Source organism: Halomonas sp. XH26 (assembly GCF_024138895.1).
In the GTDB taxonomy this organism is placed as follows: Bacteria; Pseudomonadota; Gammaproteobacteria; order Pseudomonadales; family Halomonadaceae; genus Vreelandella; species Vreelandella alkaliphila.
The window spans coordinates 2890363-2909979 of record NZ_CP071889.1 but is presented as its reverse complement, the minus strand read 5'-3'; the positions used below and the strand labels follow the sequence as shown (position 1 = coordinate 2909979).

Here is a 19617-nt window from a genome sequence, read left to right as displayed (position 1 = left end):
CTTGCTGATGATTCTTCGGGATAGAGGCAAGCCGTTTTGTTGAGCACTCCGTGTTATCAGCGTTTAACGCCACATAACATTGTCATGATGCAGGGGCACATCGACGGATAACTATCTCTAGTTGATGATGCTGACTATCTAGGGGCACTCGAATGGGCATGCCAACCTCCGTTTCTGCTAAGCAAACGTCATCCAGTGTTGCAGTGAGGGCTTGGCTTAGGAGGGGTTGGCTTAAGAGATTCTGACTTAACGTCGCTGGAGAAGCTTGCGCGTTGATCACCTTGATATGATAGTGCGATTGGGCAAGGGTAATGTCAGCAGTAAAATGCGGCCAGCTCGCTGGCAGGCAGGGATAAATGACCAGCCAGCTAGCTTCCCGGCGAATGCCTAAAATACCCTCCATGCCGGCTTGATACATCCAACCGGCGGCGCCGGTATACCATGTCCAACCTCCTCGTCCCACATGGGGCGCCACAGAATACACATCAGCAGCGACCACATAAGGCTCAACGCGATAGCGGATAGCCGCTTCCGTGGTGGTGGCATGGTTGATGGGGTTAAGCAGTGTAAACAGCTGATATGCCTTGTCACCTTCACCCAGTTGGGTAAAGGCCAAAATTGCCCACATTGAAGCATGACTATACTGCCCGCCATTTTCGCGCATTCCAGGTGGATAGCCGCTTATATAGCCGGGATCCTGCTTCGGGTGATTAAAGGGAGGCCAAAAGAGCAGCGCTAACTGCGGGTCATGCAGAATAAGTTCGCGCTCCAGCGAGTGCATTGCGAGCGTCGACCGCTGAGGGTCGCTGGCGCCGGAAAGCACCGCCCATGATTGGGCGATGGAATCAATCTGGCATGCATCGCTTTGTTTGCTGCCTAGCCAGCTGCCGTTGTCGTAGGTCGCCCGGCGATACCACTGGCCATCCCAAGCGCTGTTTTCAATTGCTATGCGTAGCGCCTGAGCATGTTCATACCAACGAGCGGCGCGTTGAGGATCATCTGAGTGGCAGGCTTGGGCCTCGCGCTGCTCGGCAATTGGCGCAAAGTGATGAAGTGTTTTAAGCAGCAACCAGCCTAGCCATACACTTTCTCCCTTGCCCCCAGCACCCACGCGGTTCATACCGTCATTCCAATCCCCGCCGCCTATCAGCGGCAAACCATGTTCACCCAGTTGCGAAAGGGTAATATCCAGTCCGCGTGCGCAGTGTTCAAACAGTGGGGCGGTTTCCAGCGAGGTGGTTGGCTGGAAAAAGTGTTCGTGCTCATGCGATGACAACTGCGCGCCGTCTAAAAAGCTCACCGGCTCATCAAGCACTGCTATGTCCTGGGTTGTTGCGAGATAACGCGCGCAGGCGTAAGCCAACCAAACCCGGTCGTCAGAGATGCGCGTGCGCACGCCTTGTCCGGAATGTGGCAACCACCAGTGCTGTACATCGCCTTCAGGGAATTGACGTGAAGCTGCTCGCAGTAAATGTTGGCGCGTTGTAGCGGCGTTGCTAAACGTCAATGCCATGCAATCTTGCAACTGATCGCGGAAGCCATAGGCGCCGCTGGCTTGGTAAAACGCTGAGCGAGCCGTTAAACGACAGGCGATGGTCTGATACAGCAACCAGCCGTTTAGCATGATGTCCATCGCCCGATCAGGTGTTTTGACCTGGATGGCATTGAGCTGCGTGTTCCAATGGTCATGAATGTTGGCAAGCTCTGCATCAATGTCAGCATCACGAAAACGGGTAATCAGCCTCGTAACGTCGTCATTGGAGCCACCCTGACCAAGCAATACGATAATGTCGGCTGTTTCTCCTGGGGCTAGCGTCACGGGACGCTGAAGAGCGGCGCAGGGGTCTAGTCCCGCGCCTAACGTACCGGAAAGTGGCGTTTTACAGCGTAACCCAGCCGGTTCGGCCAGGTTTTTGCCATAACCGATAAACTCGCTGCGATTGCCAGTCCATTGCGTAGGTGGCTCGCCAATATCGAGAAAAGCCACTTGGCCTGGGAAGTCGGCATTCCATGGATTGGTAACTAACAACGCACCGCTTTCTGGTGCTTGCGACGTAATCAGGAAGGGAGCTGATGCGCTGCGCGACGTGCCCAAAACCCACTCTGCATAAGCGGTCACAGAGAGCTTGCGTGTCCGGTTTGAATGATTAGTCAGTCTCAGCCGTGAGATGCGCAACGGGGCATCCAGGGGCACAAAGTGCAACAGTTCTAAGCTGAGCTCGTCATTCTGATGTTCAAATTGGCTATAGCCAAAGCCATGACGCGCAACGTAGCGGCCTGAGTCACGTATCGGGCTTGCCGTTGCGGTATAAAGCTCGAACGTCTCTTCATCTCGGACGTAAACAGCATCTCCGCTTGGGTCAATGACGGGGTCATTACTCCAGGGTGTCAGCTGGTTTTCTCGGCTGCTATCTGCCCATAGATAGCCAGCGCCCTCTGCCGATACTTGAAAGCCGAACTGTTGATTGGCAATGACATTAATCCATGGCGCAGGCGTTGAACTGCCCGCTTCTAGGATGGTGACATACTCTCGTCCTTGCTTTGCAAACCCGCCCCAACCATTAAAAAGCTCGAGTGTAGGCCGCTTAAGTTGGCGAGGAGTATGAGCCTTATCTATCAACGGTCTGGGAAGGGCGCGTTTAGTAATGGCAAGCGGAGGCTTGGCGGTGCTCTGACCAGACAACATAACAGACAGCTGATCGGCAATTGATCCTCGGTGCGCTATCAGCACCACGCGAGCAATTGATAGCAGCTGAGAGCGTGACTGGGCGCTTGCTAAGTCGGCGCGTAGGGCATAAACCGTTCCCTGGGCATAGCCATTGTGAAGCCGGGGTCTTGCTTGGCTGCTGAGAATCGTGGCTTCAATGGCTTGCTGTAGATCTTGAATATAAGAGGAGGCACGCTCATTGATGATGACGATATCGACTTCGAGACGTTTCATGCGCCAATACTCATGGGCGCGAAGTAATTGATGCAATTGTGGCAAATCGTCAGTGGATTCAATCCGCAGCAATACGATGGGTAAATCACCGGAGATCCCGTGTTGCCATAGCAACGACTGTTGAGCTGCGCCGCTTTGAATCGTTTTCTGGGGTGCCCTAAAGCGTGCGTCGGGATAGAGCAGTGGGGCAGCTAAGCGCTGAAAGTCGGCGGCCTCCTCTGGCTGAGTACCCAAATGACGTAGCTGCACTTGCGCTTGAGTCCAGGCGAGCATTTTTGCTCGCTCAAAGGCGCTAACATCATGATGCTTATCAATGAGATCCATCAGCGCCTCGCGTGAGCCGGCAACAACCGTCCAGTAAGCGATGCGGGCGGCTTTTCCTGGTGCGATTCGCAGGCAGTAGCGCGATGCAAAAATAGGGTCAATAACACTGCCTACCGTGCCTGATAAATGCTGGCCTTCAGAAAGTGCCGTTGCTGTGGAAATACGGTTGCCTCGGCCAATAAATTGCTCGCGGTCGGTTTCATATTGGAAATCTCCCACAGTATCGCCTTCCACTACGGCGAAGTGAGCTGCCCACACTTGCGCTTCGCTGGGGTCCCGCCGCCGACGGGTGGCGATTAGCGCATTGAATGCTGGAAGGTATTCAGTAACCACGAACATTTTGGCAAAGCTAGGATGGGCGTTGTCGGTACTCGGCGTGGTGAGTACTAATTCTGCATAAGCCGTAACATCAATGTCGCAGGTTTGGCGTCCATTGTTGGTCAGTGTTAGCAAGCGTACTTCGCTGTCATCTTCCCCAGATACCAGGATGTCTAAGTGACTGGCAATAGATTCGTGCCGATGGTCATAGCGAGCATAATCTTCAGCAAATAACACGTGATTGTCGTCGTTATTCGTGCCGGTATGTGATTCCAGTGATTGTCCTGTTGCACTCCAAACGCTTGGACGTCGCGTATCGCGGAGAAAAATAACGCTTCCCCAGTGATCGCGTGTGGTATCTGGTTGCCAGCGAGTGATGGCAAGGTTGTGCCATCGGCTGTAGCCGCCACCTGTTGCGGTCAACATGACAGAGTAGTTGCCGTTTGAGAGCAGGTGAGTCACCGGAGGTCCGTTGACGCCGGTTGATAGCCGGCGCACGGTTTGTGCTTCGTTGATGGTTTGGCTAGCGGTTGATTTCACCTCTTCGGCACGGGGGTAAGCAATAGCCACATCCCGTGGAATCCGCTCTTGAAGCAATAGCTCGCTCGCCTGAATCATCGGTTCGCGGTGGAAGCGTTGTCGCATCTGCCCACGATGGAGCGTATTAGCGATGGCGACGATGGTCATGCCCTGGTGGTGCGCCATATAGCTACGCACAATCACCAGCTTGGCGCCTTTGGGGAGCCGTGAGCGGGTCAGATCTAGCGCTTCGTAGTAGCCATAGCGTCCTAGCGCGCCCATTTCTGCAAGGCGGCGATAATTTTTGAAGGCCCCCTCCGGGTCGATCATTGCCGCCAACCCCGTTGCGTACGGCGCGACCACTAAATCGGCCGATAGACCACGCTTCAGCCCTAATCCAGGCACCCCAAAATTGGAATATTGATAAGTATGCTCTATGTCCCGTGCGTTATACCCCGACTCAGAAATACCCCAAGGAGCTGAAAACTGGGCGGCGTATGTTTCCTGGCGCTTAACTATCAGACGGTTAGTTTGCTCCAAGAGACTGCCAGCGGGAGCGCGCATTATTAGCGATGGCATCAGGTATTCAAACATGGAGCCTGACCAGGAGATCATTGCCGCACCCTCTTTTAAAGGGGTGGCAGCGCGCCCAAGTCGGAACCAGTGACGAGTGGCTACATCGCCTTTGGCAATGGCAAACAGGCTGGCCAGCCGTGCCTCTGAAGCCAGCAGATCATAACAACTGATGTCCAGGCTGGCGTCGTCTAGCGAGAAGCCAATCGACAGTAACTGCCGTTCTGGGTTGAGAAGAAACGCAAAATCCATGCTGAGGGCAAGCCGTCGCGCTTTACTGGCCAGTTGCTGGAGCCGCTTTACATGTGTGCCGTTGGCGATTGTGTTGTTTGTGTGGTCACCGCTATGCTGTGTAGCCGTTTTGTGCAGTGCTGCCACCCAAAAAAGCACATCTTTATCATCGTCACTAGCGAGATGCTCATTGAAAAGGTCGCCAGCGATACTAAGTGCTTTTTTGGTTTGCTTGGTCAGGGCTTCCAAGTCTAATGGCGATGTTTTATTTGCGCTTACGAGAGTGGCGACTTTCTCAAGCTGATCAGTGAGCGGTTTGGTGGGCGAAGGTGTTTCTGCTGCTTGGGAGGAGCGCTTAAGCTCTTCACATTTAAGTGCTTCGAACGCCAATGCCAATGTATCAGCTATTGCTTGGCGAGGGTCAGGTGAAAACGTTGTGTCCTGCCAGGTTTCCAAGGCGTTAGCGAGAGTAATGAGGTGACCAGCAAGGTTGCCGCTATCGACAGTAGACACATACCTGGGGTTTAGCGGGCGGAGATCATCGATTGCATACCAGTTAAAGAAGTGACCACGATAGCGGGGCAGGGTATGCATGACAGCAAGCGTTGTTTCTATACGGCTTAGCGCGTTGGGGTTACCGATCCAACCAAAATCACGCGCCGCCAGTATCGACAGCAGGTATAGACCCATATTGGTTGGTGACGTTCGCTGGGCGATAACCGGCCGAGGCTCTTCCTGAAAATTGTCCGGCGGCAGTAAATTGGTCGATGTAGTTACAAAGGTTTCAAAGTAGCGCCAGGTTCTACGCGCAATAAGCCGAAGCTCAAGGGCGGTTTCTTCTGCTATGAGAGGTTGGGTCGTAATACTAGCCGTACTGCTTAGCCAAGTTGCCAGCGCAGGTGCTGCTATCCATAGTAGTGCGATCGGCAAGACCACTAGCCAAACACTACTGTTAAACCATAACGCACTGAAGGCAATGGCTACGCCAAGTAACGTGCCGGGTGCCATATGCCGATAAAATCCCCAAACGGTCAGGTGCGGGCATTTCATCGTCTGGGCCGACGATGTCCACTCTAGTAAATGGCGGCGAGTTATAAAAACGCGTATCAGAGTGCTAACAATGGCATCTAGCATCCGCCACGCTTGGTCGGGGAGAAACATCAGTTGCAGCAAAATTTGTTTCAATCCCAGCGTCAGTTCATCCCACCATTGTTGGAAGTGGTAGCGAAGGTTGACGCCTGCGCGCAGTGGAGCGAACGACGTTATTAACGACAGTAAGACCGGTATGCTAAAGATCATAATGACCATTAAGCTGCTGACAACGGCCATCATGAGAGGCAGTTGCCAGCTCACTGCAAGGCAGGCTAATAGTAACGGGGGGAGCAGCGACCGGCGTAGATTGCCGAGTATTTTCAAGCGCCCTGAAGGCGGTAATGAAGCTGTTAATAGCCAAGGGAGTAACTGCCAATCGCCTCGCACCCAGCGATGTTGGCGTTTGGCCACCACATCATAACGGTCTGGAAAGTCTTCTATGACTTCAATATCTGATGCCAGTCCTGCACGGGCAAAAATGCCCTCAAACATATCGTGGCTTAGCAGGCTGTTTTCAGCGATACGGCCCTCTAGTGATGCTTCAAAGGCATCAATATTATAAATACCTTTCCCTGCAAACGAGCCATCACCAACTAGGTCTTGATAAAGATCTGAAATGGCGGCGGCATAAGGGTCAATTCCGCCTGGAGAAGAGCACAGCTGTTGATAAATAGAGCCTCTTTCGCCTGTAGGCATCGATTGAGTGACGCGCGGTTGCAAAATTGCATAGCCTTCGACTACCCGCCGTTGCTGCGGATCAAATCGAGGGTGGTTTAACGGGTGGGCTATTTTGCCAACCAGTTTGCTGGCGGCTCCTCTTGGCAGGCGTGTATCGGCGTCCAGCGTGAGAATATAGTGCACATTTCTTGGTAGGGAAGGTGGGTCCCTGAAGGTCGTATCGGTTGCGCCACGTAACAGTTTATTGAGTTCATGAAGCTTGCCCCGTTTGCGCTCCCATCCCATCCAGCATTGTTCACCTGCGTTGTAGACGCGGTTGCGGTGCAGTAAAAAGAATCGCTTTTCATGGCTAGCAGGACAGTAGCGTTTGTTTAATTCCTCAATGCGTTTTTCACAAATGCTTAACAGTGCCTCATCGGTGGCTAGTTCTGCCTGCTGGGCATCAACACCATCCGTTAACAGTGCATAGCTAATAGCACCGCCATCACTACCCAGATGGTGCACCTCAAGCCGATCAAGCTGTTCTTTTAAGTCGGCTTCATTGGTCAATAGCGTTGGCATTGCCACCAGCGTACGAAGAGAGGGGGGAACACCTTTGGATAGGTCTAGGCTAGGCAGTGGCTGAGCGCCGATATTATAAATAACGAAACGATTGACGATAGACGTAGCGATCTCAACCGCGGGTAGTACGCCCAGGGCTGCCAATAACCATAACCAAAGCGACGACACCTCGCCTGAATGCATTGATAGCAGCAACCACCCGGCCAATATCACCAAAGCGACTGACGTCGCTGTCAGCATTATGACGTAGCCATTGATGCCATTTTTCAACAGCAGCTGGCGAAATCGCCGTTTCAATGGCGGGCGATAGTTAAGGCGTTCTTCTAACGTATGCCTACCCGCTGCCACTAAAAAATAACCGGGGTCTTCGACTCGTGCTGCCTCATGGACATCATCGGTAAGTGGCAGCGCTTCTCTTGATAGCGTTAACGTATGATCAACGACTTCCAACTCGCTATAGGCTGAGCCACGGGCGAGCTCTTCCACTGCAATGCGATACTGATTACGTGTTGAAAAATCGTACTGCGCAAAGCGGCTATGTTCGCGTAATTTTACGTCTACCAAGCTGACACTTTCGAAAAGCTCAGCCCAATCGGTGCTGGAGATAAAACGCATACTGGTAATGATATTTCGCACAGTAACGTTCGCTGCACCTTGGCGCTGTTGGGTACTTTGCACCACATCATCAATAGATTCGCCCTGGCGATTAAGCTGCTCGAAAAGCCAGCAGGCCAGTGCATTGGTATGGGGGTTAACGCCGCGTAAACGTTTGGCTAATTGAGCTATAAAGGGCGCCGACAGTGGTGTTTTCTGAGACGTAAAAGAAGGGAATTGATGATCAACTGAACCCTCATCCATTGAACAGTTATCTGTCGAGACGCTATTAGCCGATTCGTTGTTTATCGAGTCGTTGTAAGTTGAATAATGGTTGGAGGAGTCGTTTCTCTTTGGCGAGCCATTTTCAGTAGCAATCCATTTAGCCGCAAGTGTATCCGCGGCATCGCGTGCCGTTTGTTCAGTAATGATTTGATCGGCAAGTCGACGTAAATTTTCAACTAATACAATGCGAAGCGTTATCGCGACCGCCCATAACTCTCCAATTGTTAGTGGCTGTATGCGTTGATAAGCTTTAATAAATGTACGTAAGTTAGCGAGTTCTATATTGCTATCGGTATGTGCAATAAAAGCCCATGCAATACCAAATACGCGTGGATAGCCCGCAAAGGGTCCTTCTGCAAGCTTTGGTAACTGTCGGTAGTAACCCGGCGGAAGGTCGCCGCGTATTTCACGAATTTGTGCTTCGATAAGATGATAATTATCAAGTAACCAAGCGGCAGCGGGAACGACATCTCGACCTTCTGCCAGCGTGACAGCGCAAGCGCGGTAAGCGGCAAGTAATACGCGTGCATTATCGTTTAGGCGGTGCGTTAACGACGCCACTTTAGGTGGGCTTGCAGTCACAACCTGCGCCAGCGCTAAACTACCTGCGTGCTGTTCAAGCCGTTCTGCACTAAACAACTCTTCACGTACTGGCGCAGAGGAGCTCCACAATGCCATAGAAGCTTTGTGTTGGCGCACACGACGAAATAAAGGCGTCTGAAAAAAAAGAGTCACGGGTTACATCCTGATGAATGTGTACAGCACAGCTCTTAAAACAATGCTTTTCTATCAGGACGATGTGCTTAACGTTCGCTGCTGTCGGTTCGATAACGCACATTGCGTGCATAACCGTTATAGGGCGATCTTAAATGCTAGCGTAGGGTCCAATAGCCTCCCCATAGCCGCGTGGCAGTCGTGATTAGACAACCGGCTGCAAAGAGACCCGCTAACCATGGAAAATAGTGAGGAAACAAGCAGAAGAGTACTAACGCAATAACGGTTTCTGTGCCTTCGGTTAACCCCTCTAAATAGTAAAATGCCTTTTGTGGAAAGTTTGGCCGTTCAACATTGCGTGCTTTCGCCGCAATAGCAAAGGCTAAAAACGATGTTCCTGTGCCGATAAATGCGAATAGCAGTACCGCGGCTGCCAGCGCATTTTGCCCAGGGTTAGCCAGCGCGAACCCCAGTACGACCGCGGCATAAAAGACAAAATCCAACCCGATATCAATAAACCCACCCGCATCGCTTTGCTGGCTGCTTAGCCGGGCAAGTGCGCCATCCAGCCCATCACCAAGGCGGTTCAATAAAATCGCCATTAGTGCCAAAACATAATATTCAAAGGCTAATAGCGGTAGCGCGCTCATACCCACTAAAAAAGCCACTAAGGTAACTTGGTCAGGGGTAACCTGCCGATTGCTGAGATACCTAGCCATACTGGCAAGTGGCCGATGGGTCAACGGCATAGTAAAACGGTCGAGCACGTGAGTACCTCCTTAGAAAAAGACTCAAACCTACCGTGATAAAAGTGCAGTGTCACATCAGGGTAAGGAGCGCTAAAAGCTACAACTAAAGTTGTTAGACTTTGGTTGTAGTTTTCGTCAATTCGCTGGACTAATACCTGGCTGCAGTGAATAAAGGGCACCAAAAAACCAGCTAGGCTGGTTTAAATACGCCATAGGGGGTTGCTGAGAGAAGCTCCCTTTCGATCACCTGACTGCGAACGGTACTTTGATAATGCGCAGAACTGCCACCATGACACTCTGGGAGTCGCTTTGGCACTCCCATGACCAAGTCAAAAACCTACTTATGTGTGCGTTGCCAACCTCCGGCGCTGGACGCTCATCCTCTACTACGTCAGGTGAGCAACAACACTCGGGTAGCAGACCGCCAAAGCCACCTGCCTATACGACAGCTCAAAAGGTTGGGCTAGTGCTAGGGCCGATGCTGTTTGCCTTCGTGCTGCTGTTTTTCCACCCGGCGGAGCTTAGCTTAGAAGGCCGCATGGTACTTGCCACCACGCTTTGGGTAGCCGTGTGGTGGATTACCGAAGCCATACCTATTCCTGTTACGTCACTTTTGCCCATTGTATTGCTGCCGATCACTGGGGCGCTTGAGAGCAGTGCGGTTACGGCAGCATACGGCAATCCTATTATCTTCCTTTTCCTCGGCGGTTTTATGATTGCCCTGGCGATGGAGAAGTGGGATCTGCATAAGCGTATTGCCCTCACCATTATTTCGGTATTGGGCACCAGCATTAACAGTATTGTGTTCGGCTTTATGGCGGCCACTGGCTTTTTGTCGATGTGGGTATCCAACACGGCATCGGTCATGATGATGCTGCCTATTGGCACCGCGATTGTGTATCAGGTGACCCAGGAGCTTAATAAGAGCGAGGGTGATCATAGCGAAGACATCGATAAATTCAGTAAAGCGCTGATTTTTGGCGTCGGCTACGGCGGCACTATCGGCGGTTTGGGTACCCTGATTGGTACGCCTCCCAATATCATCCTGGCGGCAATTGTGAATGAGCTGTTTGGTGTTGAAATCACCTTTGCCAGCTGGATGATGTTTGCTTTTCCAGTCGTTGTGGTACTTCTGTTTATTGGTTGGCTGATGCTGACACGCTTTATTTACCCCATTAAATTCAGCAACCTTCCGGGTGGCAAAGCGCTCATTGCTAAGGAAAAAGCCGCGCTGGGTAAGATCACCTTCGAAGAGAAAGCCGTGCTGGTTGTTTTCCTGTTAGCGGCATTTTTCTGGATTACCCGTTCTTTCCTGTGGCAAGGTCAAATACTCACCATTCCAGGTATTAACGACACGATGATTGCCATTGTGGCGGCGATTGCGCTGTTCTTAATTCCTTCGCCAAACAAAGGCGGTTGCCTGCTGGGGTGGGATATTGCCAAAGACGTGCCCTGGGGCATTCTGCTGCTATTTGGCGGTGGCTTGGCGATTGCGGCTGGTTTTGGTTCTTCTGGTTTAGCCGCCTGGATTGGTGGTCAGATGAGTGTGCTGGAAGGTGTTAACTTCTTGCTGGTGATCTTGTTAGCCGCTGGCATGGTGTTGTTCTTGACTGAAATCACTTCCAATACAGCAACGGCCACGATGATTCTTCCGGTGCTTGCCTCGTTGGCGCTGGCGTTGGATATCCATCCGTTCGTGCTAATGGTACCTGCGGCCATGGCAGCTAACTGCGCTTTTATGCTGCCGGTGGGTACTCCCCCCAATGCGATTATTTTTGCGACCGGAAAAATCAAAATTATCGAAATGGTACGCAACGGCTTCTGGCTGAATATTTTCGCGCTACTGCTGATCGTCGCGGCGGTTTATTTCTTATTGCCCTTCATGTGGGGAATCGATCTAACCACCTATCCGGACGCGTTCCGCGACTAACAGCCAGTCACTACTGTTGCTTCAGCCCCGCCATGTGCGGGGCTTTTTGTAGAGAGCTTTGGTAAAAAGCTTTAGTAAAAAGCTTTTTGTGCTGCGTGACGGACAGTTTGGAATGCAGATTGCTATGATGGGGCATCTTTTTTGCGTTGAGCCTGCCATGCGACTACTTCATACCGCCGATTGGCACTTAGGGCGGCTGTTTCACAACCTCTCCCTGCTGGAAGACCAGCGCCATGTATTGAACCAGCTACTGGATATTATCGACCGCGATGCGGTGGATGCTGTGCTGGTTGCAGGCGATATCTACGACCGTTCGGTGCCGCCATCCGCCGCCGTCACGCTGTTAGATGAGGTGCTTGGTGAGCTGTGTGAAAAGCGTGGCCTACCGGTGATTATGATTTCCGGCAACCACGACGGCGCTGAACGACTCGGCTTCGGGGCGCGCCACCTGCGCCAAGCAGGGCTGCATATTCTGTCTGATCTATCTGCCTGCGATCACCCGGTGACCCTGTCGATTAATGGGGAAGAACTGGATGTGTTCGGTATTCCCTACGCTGACCCAGAGTATGTACGCAGCCAGTTTTCGGTGGATGTCCGCGATTTCGACAGCGCCCACCGTTTCTTAATCGACCGTATCAACACCCAGCGCCAAGCGGGACGCCCCACCGTACTAATGAGCCACTGCTTTGTGGATGGCGGCAGTGCCAGCGATTCAGAGCGACCGTTAACCTTGGGAGGCGCGGAAAGCGTTGCTTGGGAGCCGATGCAGTCGTTTGACTATGTCGCCTTAGGCCATCTTCATGGGCCGCAGTATCGCGGCGGTGAACATATTCGCTACAGTGGCTCGCTGCTTAAATACAGCTTCTCAGAGGCTAACCAGCGCAAAGGCGTCACGCTGGTAGATATTGGCCCCGAGGGCGTGAGCCAGATTGAGCACCGCCCGCTGACGCCGCGCCGAGAGGTACGTGTGCTGGAGGGCGAGCTGGCCGAGCTGCTAGCACAAGGCAGAACCGATACCCAAGCCGATGACTATTTGTTAGTGCGTATGACCGACCGCCACGCGATTCTTGACCCCATGGGCAAGCTACGCGAGGTCTACCCCAACGTGCTGCATTTAGAAAAGCCCGGCATGCTGGAAGCCCAAGGGCGGCAGCAGTTAGATCGCGAACGGCTGCAATTTAGTGCTTTGGATATGTTTAGCGATTTCTTTACCCAAACCAGTGGGGACACCATGAGTGATGAGCAGGCCAGCGCCATGTGCGAACTCATCACCGCCCTAAGCCGTGAGCAGGAGAGCCAGTCATGACACCGTTAACGCTCACCATGCAGGCGTTTGGCCCCTTTGCTGGCAGCGAAACGATCGACTTTACTGCGCTGGGTAAAAGCCCGTTGTTTCTGATTAACGGCCCCACGGGCGCAGGGAAGAGCTCGATATTAGATGCCATCTGTTTTGCGCTTTACGGCCAGACCACTGGTAATGACCGCGATGCCGGGCAAATGCGCTGTGACCAAGCGGCTGCTAGCTTGTTGACCGAGGTGAGCTTGGATTTTCGCCTGCGCGATAGTGCTTACCGAGTGCGCCGGGTGCCCCAGCAGGAGCGTCCCAAGGCCACTGGTGAAGGCACTACCACACAAAGTGCTGAAGCCCAGCTGTGGCGGCTGACCCCGGAAGGTGATGAGGATGAATGTTTGGTGGCGCGTAAGGTCACTGATGCCAACAGCCAACTGCACGCTTTAATAGGTCTGGATGCTAATCAATTTCGCCAAGTAATGGTGCTCCCCCAGGGGAAGTTTCGTGAACTGTTGTTAGCGGAATCGAAAGACCGCGAGAAAATTTTTTCGCAGCTATTTCAAACCCAGATTTTTCAGCGCATTGAAGAGCGCCTGCGTACCCAGGCGAATCAAATAGAGCGAGCGGTGAATGATCACCGCCAGCATATCAGCGGCATTTTGGCCGGGGGCGAGCTGGAAAGCGAAGCGGCATTAGAGCAAGAAGTAGAGGCGCTAACCCCGCAAGTAGGGCAAGCGCGTCAGCGTTTTGAAACCGCTCAGCAGCAGCGCCGTAGTGCTGAACAGCGACGAGATGAAGCCCAAGCGTTACAGCGCCAATTTGAAGCGCGGGACAGCCTCGCCGCAGAGAAAGCACGCCACCTTGAGCAGCAAGCGCAAATAACGACCTTTCAGAGCCGCTTGACCCAAAGCGACCACGCTCAAGCGCTACGACCTTACAGTGCTGCGTTAGTCCAAGCACAGCAGGCACTCACTACCGCCCAAGCAGAGCAGCGACAGGCTGATGCCGCGCTGACTACCCAGCGAACGAATACTGAACAAGCCAAGCGTACCTTTGAAGCGGCACGCCAGCGCCAGACCGAACTACCTGCACTGCGCGAGCGCCATCGTCAGTTGGGCGAGTTTATCCACAAAAGTCAGCAGTTAAGTGAGCTTGAAGCGCGCTGGCAAGCGGCACAAACCGCTTGGCAGCAAGCCGATGGCATACTTAAGCGTGATGAAGCTCAATTAGACGGTATTCGTCAGCAAGGTGAAGCGCTAAGCGTTACTCTTGAGCAGCTGCAAACGGAAAGTCAGCAGTTGGCCAGCGCCCCTGCAGAGCTGAGCCGCCATGAGAGCCTGCTAGCTCAGCGGCAGGAGTTGGAGGCGCTGATGCGGCAGGGGCGTGAACTTATCGTTCAACAACAGCAGGCAACGGCGGCACTTCAAGGTCGGCGCAGCGAAGCAGAACAGGCGAAGCGCCACGCAACTGAGCAAGAGATGCGCTGGTACCAAGGGCAGGCCGCACTGTTAGCGCTCACTCTGCAAGAAGACGCGCCTTGCCCGGTGTGTGGCAGCCTTGAGCATCCTGCCCCAGCGGTTCAGCATGCTGATCTAGTTACCCAAGCGCAGGTAGAAGAAGCCCGCTCGACTGAGGAACAGGCTCGCCACGCCTTACAAACCGCCGAGCATCAGGAGCAACAGTTAGCGCAGCAGTTTAGCTATAACACTGAGCAGGCGCAGCGCCTTCGTCACCAGCTAGGCGATTGGGCCAGCCAACCGCCGTTTGAGCTGCAACAGGCCTGCGAACAATTGCGCCGCCAAGTCGCGCGTCGGCAACAGGTCGAGAGTGAGATTAACCGGCAAAGCGCTGCCCGTGACGAGCTACGTAGCGGCTGGGGCACGCTGGACAAACAGCTCAAAGCCCAGCGGCCTCAGGTTGAAAAGGCCAAAGAGGAGGCGTTACGGCTAGAGAGCCAGCGCGATCAATTAAGCCAATCACTGCCAGAAGATGCCCGTAACCCGTTGGCCATGCGCCAAACGCTCACTGAACTTGATAACCAAATTACTGAGCTTGAACAGGCCTGGGAGCGTGCACAGCAGGTGCTTTCGACGAGCGAAACCCAGCAGGCGCGGGCAGAAGAGCAGCTGCGCAGCGCAAACCAGCAACTGGCGCGTAGCCAGCAAGCGCTTGAACAGGCTCAGGCTGAGTGGCAAACGGCGCTACAAGCCAGTTCATTTGAAAGTGAAGCTGCTTTTCAGGCGGCTCAGCTAGAGGATAACCAACGGCAAGACCTGGCTCGCCAAGTAGAGGCCTATCAACGCCGGTTGGCTGAGCTTGACGGTGCGCTACACAATTACCACGCCCAACTGGCCGAAAAAACGCCGCCAGATCTCGCCGCACTCGCCACACTTACCGAAGCCGCCCAAGCGGAGGAGCATACTCAACTCGAAGCGTGGCGAACACTAGATGGGCGGTTAAATACGTTGCAGGGTATTCGCCAGAAACTTGCCGCCGCCCGTGCGTCCCAGGCCGAGCTTGAAGCCCAGTATCGGGTGTGGGGGACATTAAGCGAAGTGGCTAACGGGCGCACCGGTAATCGCATTAGCTTGCAGCGGTTTGTGCTAGGAGTGCTGTTGGACGATGTACTGATCCAAGCATCTGAACGGCTGGTGCGTATGAGCCGCGGGCGCTACCAGTTGGTGCGACGCGAAGACCCATCCAAGGGCAACAAAGCCTCGGGATTGGAATTGGACGTGGCCGATACCTACACCGGCAAAAGTCGCTCGGTAGCGACGCTTTCCGGCGGCGAGTCGTTTATGGCGGCGTTGGCGTTGGCACTAGGGCTTTCTGACGTGGTGCAGGCCTACGCAGGCGGGATTCAGTTGGATACGCTATTTATTGATGAGGGCTTTGGTAGCCTTGATCAGGATGCATTAGACCAAGCGATTGCTATGCTCAGTGAGTTACAAATGGGCGGGCGAATGATCGGGATTATCTCTCATGTCAGCGAACTCAAAGAGCAAATGCCTGTCCGTGTTGAAGTGCGTGCCAGCCGACTTGGTAGCTCGGTGGAAGTGAAGGGCGCGCTTCTTTAATGCCTGGGGTGGCGTTAATTCATGCTGCGTTCATACAGCATGTTTTATAACGGAAGTGAATCGTCTAGCGAGCCCTAGAGATACTATCCACTTAGATACTATCCACGTAGGAGTGCAAGGATGAACGCAAGCAAGATTTTACAACAGTTGATGAAGCAGGCCGGCGGTAGCAGAAGTAGTGGAAACAGTGGTGGAAACAGCGGAAGCGGTATCGATGTTAAAGGCGTTATTGATGGGCTATCGCGCCAGCTAGGCGGTGGCAGCAGTAGCGCAGGCCAGGGATCGCGGCAAGGGGGCGGCTCTAGCGGTTTTGATATTAAGAGCCTGTTAGGTGGTGGCGCAATGGGCATGCTTATTGGCTCTAAGCGTGGTCGTAGCATGGGCGGTAAAGCGCTCAAGTACGGCGCAATTGCTGGTGTGGGCATGCTGGCCTGGAAAGCATGGCAAAGCTCTCAGGAAGGGAAAAATGCGGCTAACTCGTCTAATGCTGCTCAAAATGCATCCGAGGGCGAACGGGTAGAAGTGCTTAGCGGTGAGTATCAAGAGCGGCGCAGCCTTGAGCTGTTGCAAGCAATGATTATGGCCGCCAGAGCTGATGGCCACATTGATGAGCAAGAGCAGGCACTCATCACAGAGCAGATTGATGCGCTAGGTGCCGATCAGGAGATGCATCGCTGGGTCGAGCAGCAGCTCAATGCCCCGCTGGATGCTCAGACACTAGCCCGTGAAGCTGACTCTCCCCAGGCTGCCCGCGAGATGTATCTGATCAGCGTCGCTGTCACTGATGATCAAAATCCCATGGAGCGCGCCTGGTTGGATCAATTGGCAAGTGCGCTGAATCTCTCGCCCGACATGGCTGCCGAGCTTGAACGCCAGGCGCAGCAGGCAGGTTAATGCTGGATACACTTAATTTTTGGCTAGCCACCGGCTTTGGGCTGGGGCTAGCGCCAGTCGCGCCGGGTACGGTTGGTTCGCTGCTGGGCATTCCCTTAGCGTGGTGGTTGTTGAGCCGACCACTGGTGCAGCAGGGCGTTATCATCGCTGTTCTGCTGGCACTTGCAGTGCCGATTTGTCACGTCGCGGCGTGGCACTACGCAGGATTAGATCATGGCAGCATTGTTGCTGATGAGTACTTGGCGTTCCCGCTAGCGGTTATTGGGCTGCAAGCAGCTCGCCATCCACTGGTGATGGCGCTGGCATTCGTTATTTATCGCTTCTTTGATTCGCTGAAGCCGCCGCCAATTCATTTGGCAGAGTATGTGCAGGGTGGCTTTGGAATTGTGTTAGACGATGTTATTGCGGCGTTAGTGACGTGGGTAGTGATGGCCCTAATAGTGAAGTTTTGGCAGCGCCGAACCGCTGAGCAACGTTTAAACCCATAACAATATCAGCAACAAAAAAAGCGCCGCTAGCCTGTTGAAAGCTAGCGGCGTGCTCTTTTTATGACCTATGACTCTGAGCGTTTACCACCTCACTCTTTAACAACAATTACCGACTTTACGTTAACGAACTCAAGCATGCCAAAACCGCCATGCTCACGCCCATAACCAGAGTCTTTAACGCCGCCAAACGGCATTTCCGGGGTAGCGACGCCAAAGCCATTGATAAACACCATGCCAGTGTCGAAGTACTTGCTGGCAAGCTCAGTAGCACGCTTCACATCTTTAGAGATGATGCCACCGCCGAGGCCATAACGGCTGTCATTAGCAATGCGCATGGCGTCTTCGTCGTCTTTAGCGCGAATCAGCGCCGCGACGGGTCCGAATAGCTCGTCATCGTAGGCGGGCTGGCCGGGTGTCACGTTATCCAGCACGGTCACTGGGTAAAACGCGCCTTTACCAGATGGCTTTTCTCCGCCGCAGAGGATTTTTGCGCCTTTACGCACACTCTGTTCCACCTGCTCGTGGAGAGCATCGCGTAGGTCAACCCGCGCCATAGGGCCTAAGTCGGTATCATCTGACCTGGGGTCGCCTACTTTCAGCGCCTTCATCTTTTCCACAAAACGCTCTTTGAACGCTTCATAGTTGGCATCGGTCACCACGAAGCGTTTTGCAGCCACGCAGGTCTGTCCGGTATTAAACACTCGGCCAGTGACGCAGGTTTTGACGGCAACGTCGAGGTCCGCATCATCCAGCACCAAATAGGCATCGTTTGAGCCCAATTCCAATACGGTTTTTTTCAGGTGTTCGGCTGCTTTTGCCGCCACTTTACGACCTGCACCATCGCTACCCGTAAGGGTGACGCCACGAACCGCCTGGTGTGCAATCACCTCATCAGATACATCGTGAGAGATAATGATCGTGCGGAAAACGTTTTCCGGTAGGCCTGCCTCGCGGTAAATCTTTTCGAGCAGTAGGCCGCTGCCAGTGACATTTTCAGCGTGCTTCAGGAGTACGCTATTACCCGCCATAATGTTGGCGATGGAGTAACGTACTACTTGATAAGCGGGGAAGTTCCACGGTTGTATGCCGTAGATAACACCCATGGGAGAGTAAGTGACAATGCCACGCTCGCCATTGCTGGGGTTGCGCTCTTCGTCAGCTAATGTAGTGGGGCCATGCTTAGCGGTGTAATCGCAGATGCCTGCGCAAAGCTCGACTTCCTGGCGGGCTTGGCTGGGTAGCTTACCCATTTCCTCTACCATCAGTTCGGCAAGCTCATCTTTATTGGCGTTAAGCGCCTCGCCAATGGCTTTTACCACCTTAGCACGCTGTTCAAGAGGTTTAAGCCGCCAGTCTAGAAACGCTTCATGACTGGCCTCGACAATCTGCTTGGCTTGGCTGGCATCCATCAGCGCATAAGTCTCAAGCGTTTCGCCGGTGGTTGGGTTAACGGTTGTGATGCTGTTGCTCATAAGATCTCCTATCTTTTGATCAACGGGGCGTTAAAGAATAGACCAGCTATTAGCCGACTGGTCTATTAATACTGATTCTCCACTCTAGTAGAAAAACGCTGCTTTGCCCAAATTGATTGTTAGCGTCTTAACTAAAGCGCTATCCCTAGGGCAGTCACCGGTAAAAAACGTTCCGTTAAGCCCGCATGTTTATGGTGGGCTACTGAAATGTTGGGCCGCCAGCTTCCTCGCCCCATATCTCTTCCAGTCGATCATCACGACCACAGCTCAAGCGATAAAATCGGTAGCGCAGTGGATTTTTTTCATAGTAATCCTGGTGATACTCTTCAGCTTCCCAGAACTCGCTGGCAGGGGCTATCTCAGTCGCTATAGCCTGGTCAAAGCGTGCTTCCATTTCAGCTTTCGACGCTTCTGCTAGTTCTCGCTGTTCATCATTATGGTAAAAAATGGCTGAGCGGTACTGGTCACCGCTGTCGCAAAACTGGCGGTCTACGGCGAAGGGGTCAATATTGCGCCAGAAAATCTCTAGCAGCTGTTCGTAGCTGATTTGGCTGTCATCGTAGGTAATTTGCACCACTTCGACATGGCCAGTTCCACCGCGAGAAATCTGCTCGTAGGTAGGGTTTTCAAGCTCGCCGCCCATATAACCAGAGATGGTGGCTCTGACGCCGGGCTGCTTATCGTAGGGCGGTTCCATGCACCAAAAACAGCCGCCAGCAAACGTAGCTTCCGTATTGGATTGGGCATGGAGTGGCGTGCTGGCGAGACCTGCGGCCGCTATGACAAACAGCGTTAAGAGCTGAGATAAGAGGCGAAAACGGTGGTATCGAATCATTGTAAGCACTCCAGTAGACGTGGTGAGTTATCGCTCGATGTCGAGTCGCTT

The 19617-nt window shown here is 53.3% G+C and carries 9 protein-coding genes; 5 read left to right on the top strand and 4 right to left on the bottom strand.

Features of this window, described 5'->3' with window-relative positions:
* Positions 1-82: 82 nt before the first annotated feature.
* The gene (locus J4377_RS13280) at positions 83-8851 is read right to left on the bottom strand and encodes a GH36-type glycosyl hydrolase domain-containing protein (RefSeq protein WP_253485870.1); all 8769 of its coding nucleotides are present in this window, start codon (positions 8849-8851) and stop codon (positions 83-85) included.
* Positions 8852-8988: 137 nt separating this feature from the next.
* Positions 8989-9597 (bottom strand): CDP-alcohol phosphatidyltransferase family protein, encoded by a 609-nt coding sequence (locus J4377_RS13275; protein WP_253485868.1) that lies wholly within the window; start codon positions 9595-9597, stop codon positions 8989-8991.
* A gap of 271 nt (positions 9598-9868) precedes the next feature.
* Here J4377_RS13275 and J4377_RS13270 point away from each other — a divergent pair, with 271 nt between their 5' ends.
* The 5 genes from J4377_RS13270 to J4377_RS13250 all read left to right on the top strand — a co-directional run bounded on the left by J4377_RS13270 (position 9869) and on the right by J4377_RS13250 (position 17259).
* Positions 9869-11509 carry a DASS family sodium-coupled anion symporter gene (locus tag J4377_RS13270; RefSeq protein ID WP_370687204.1) on the top strand — a complete coding sequence of 547 codons (1641 nt, stop codon included), beginning with the start codon at positions 9869-9871 and terminating at the stop codon, positions 11507-11509.
* Positions 11510-11666: 157 nt separating this feature from the next.
* On the top strand, positions 11667-12815 hold the full coding sequence (locus J4377_RS13265) for an exonuclease SbcCD subunit D (RefSeq protein WP_253485866.1): 1149 nt from the start codon (positions 11667-11669) through the stop codon (positions 12813-12815).
* Complete coding sequence (locus J4377_RS13260; protein ID WP_253485865.1) at positions 12812-15877, top strand: AAA family ATPase; 3066 nt, start codon at positions 12812-12814, stop codon at positions 15875-15877. Before J4377_RS13265 ends, J4377_RS13260 begins: the two co-directional genes overlap by 4 nt.
* A 120-nt stretch (positions 15878-15997) precedes the next feature.
* Positions 15998-16771 (top strand): tellurite resistance TerB family protein, encoded by a 774-nt coding sequence (locus J4377_RS13255; RefSeq protein WP_253485864.1) that lies wholly within the window; start codon positions 15998-16000, stop codon positions 16769-16771.
* Entirely contained in the window at positions 16771-17259 is a 489-nt protein-coding gene (locus J4377_RS13250) for a phosphatidylglycerophosphatase A (protein WP_038477413.1), read from the top strand. The genes J4377_RS13255 and J4377_RS13250 overlap by 1 nt, the downstream gene beginning before the upstream one ends.
* 89 nt (positions 17260-17348) lie before the next feature.
* On the opposite strand, the gene J4377_RS13245 is transcribed toward J4377_RS13250, so the two are convergent.
* Both J4377_RS13245 and msrA read right to left on the bottom strand, forming a co-directional pair.
* Positions 17349-18731: an NAD-dependent succinate-semialdehyde dehydrogenase gene (locus J4377_RS13245; RefSeq protein WP_038477410.1), complete on the bottom strand. Its 1383-nt coding sequence runs from the start codon at positions 18729-18731 to the stop codon at positions 17349-17351.
* A gap of 199 nt (positions 18732-18930) precedes the next feature.
* On the bottom strand, positions 18931-19566 hold the full coding sequence (gene msrA, locus J4377_RS13240) for a peptide-methionine (S)-S-oxide reductase MsrA (RefSeq protein ID WP_253485863.1): 636 nt from the start codon (positions 19564-19566) through the stop codon (positions 18931-18933).
* Positions 19567-19617: the final 51 nt, after the last annotated feature.

Bases quoted from the DNA above. Each gene is read 5' to 3' on its own strand.
- J4377_RS13250 (WP_038477413.1), top strand. From the start codon at position 16,771: ATGCTGGATACACTTAATTTTTGGCTAGCCACCGGCTTTGGGCTGGGG.
- msrA (WP_253485863.1), bottom strand. From the start codon at position 19,566: ATGATTCGATACCACCGTTTTCGCCTCTTATCTCAGCTCTTAACGCTG.
- J4377_RS13270 (WP_370687204.1), top strand. From the start codon at position 9,869: ATGACACTCTGGGAGTCGCTTTGGCACTCCCATGACCAAGTCAAAAAC.
- J4377_RS13260 (WP_253485865.1), top strand. From the start codon at position 12,812: ATGACACCGTTAACGCTCACCATGCAGGCGTTTGGCCCCTTTGCTGGC.
- J4377_RS13245 (WP_038477410.1), bottom strand. From the start codon at position 18,731: ATGAGCAACAGCATCACAACCGTTAACCCAACCACCGGCGAAACGCTT.
- J4377_RS13265 (WP_253485866.1), top strand. From the start codon at position 11,667: ATGCGACTACTTCATACCGCCGATTGGCACTTAGGGCGGCTGTTTCAC.
- J4377_RS13255 (WP_253485864.1), top strand. From the start codon at position 15,998: ATGAACGCAAGCAAGATTTTACAACAGTTGATGAAGCAGGCCGGCGGT.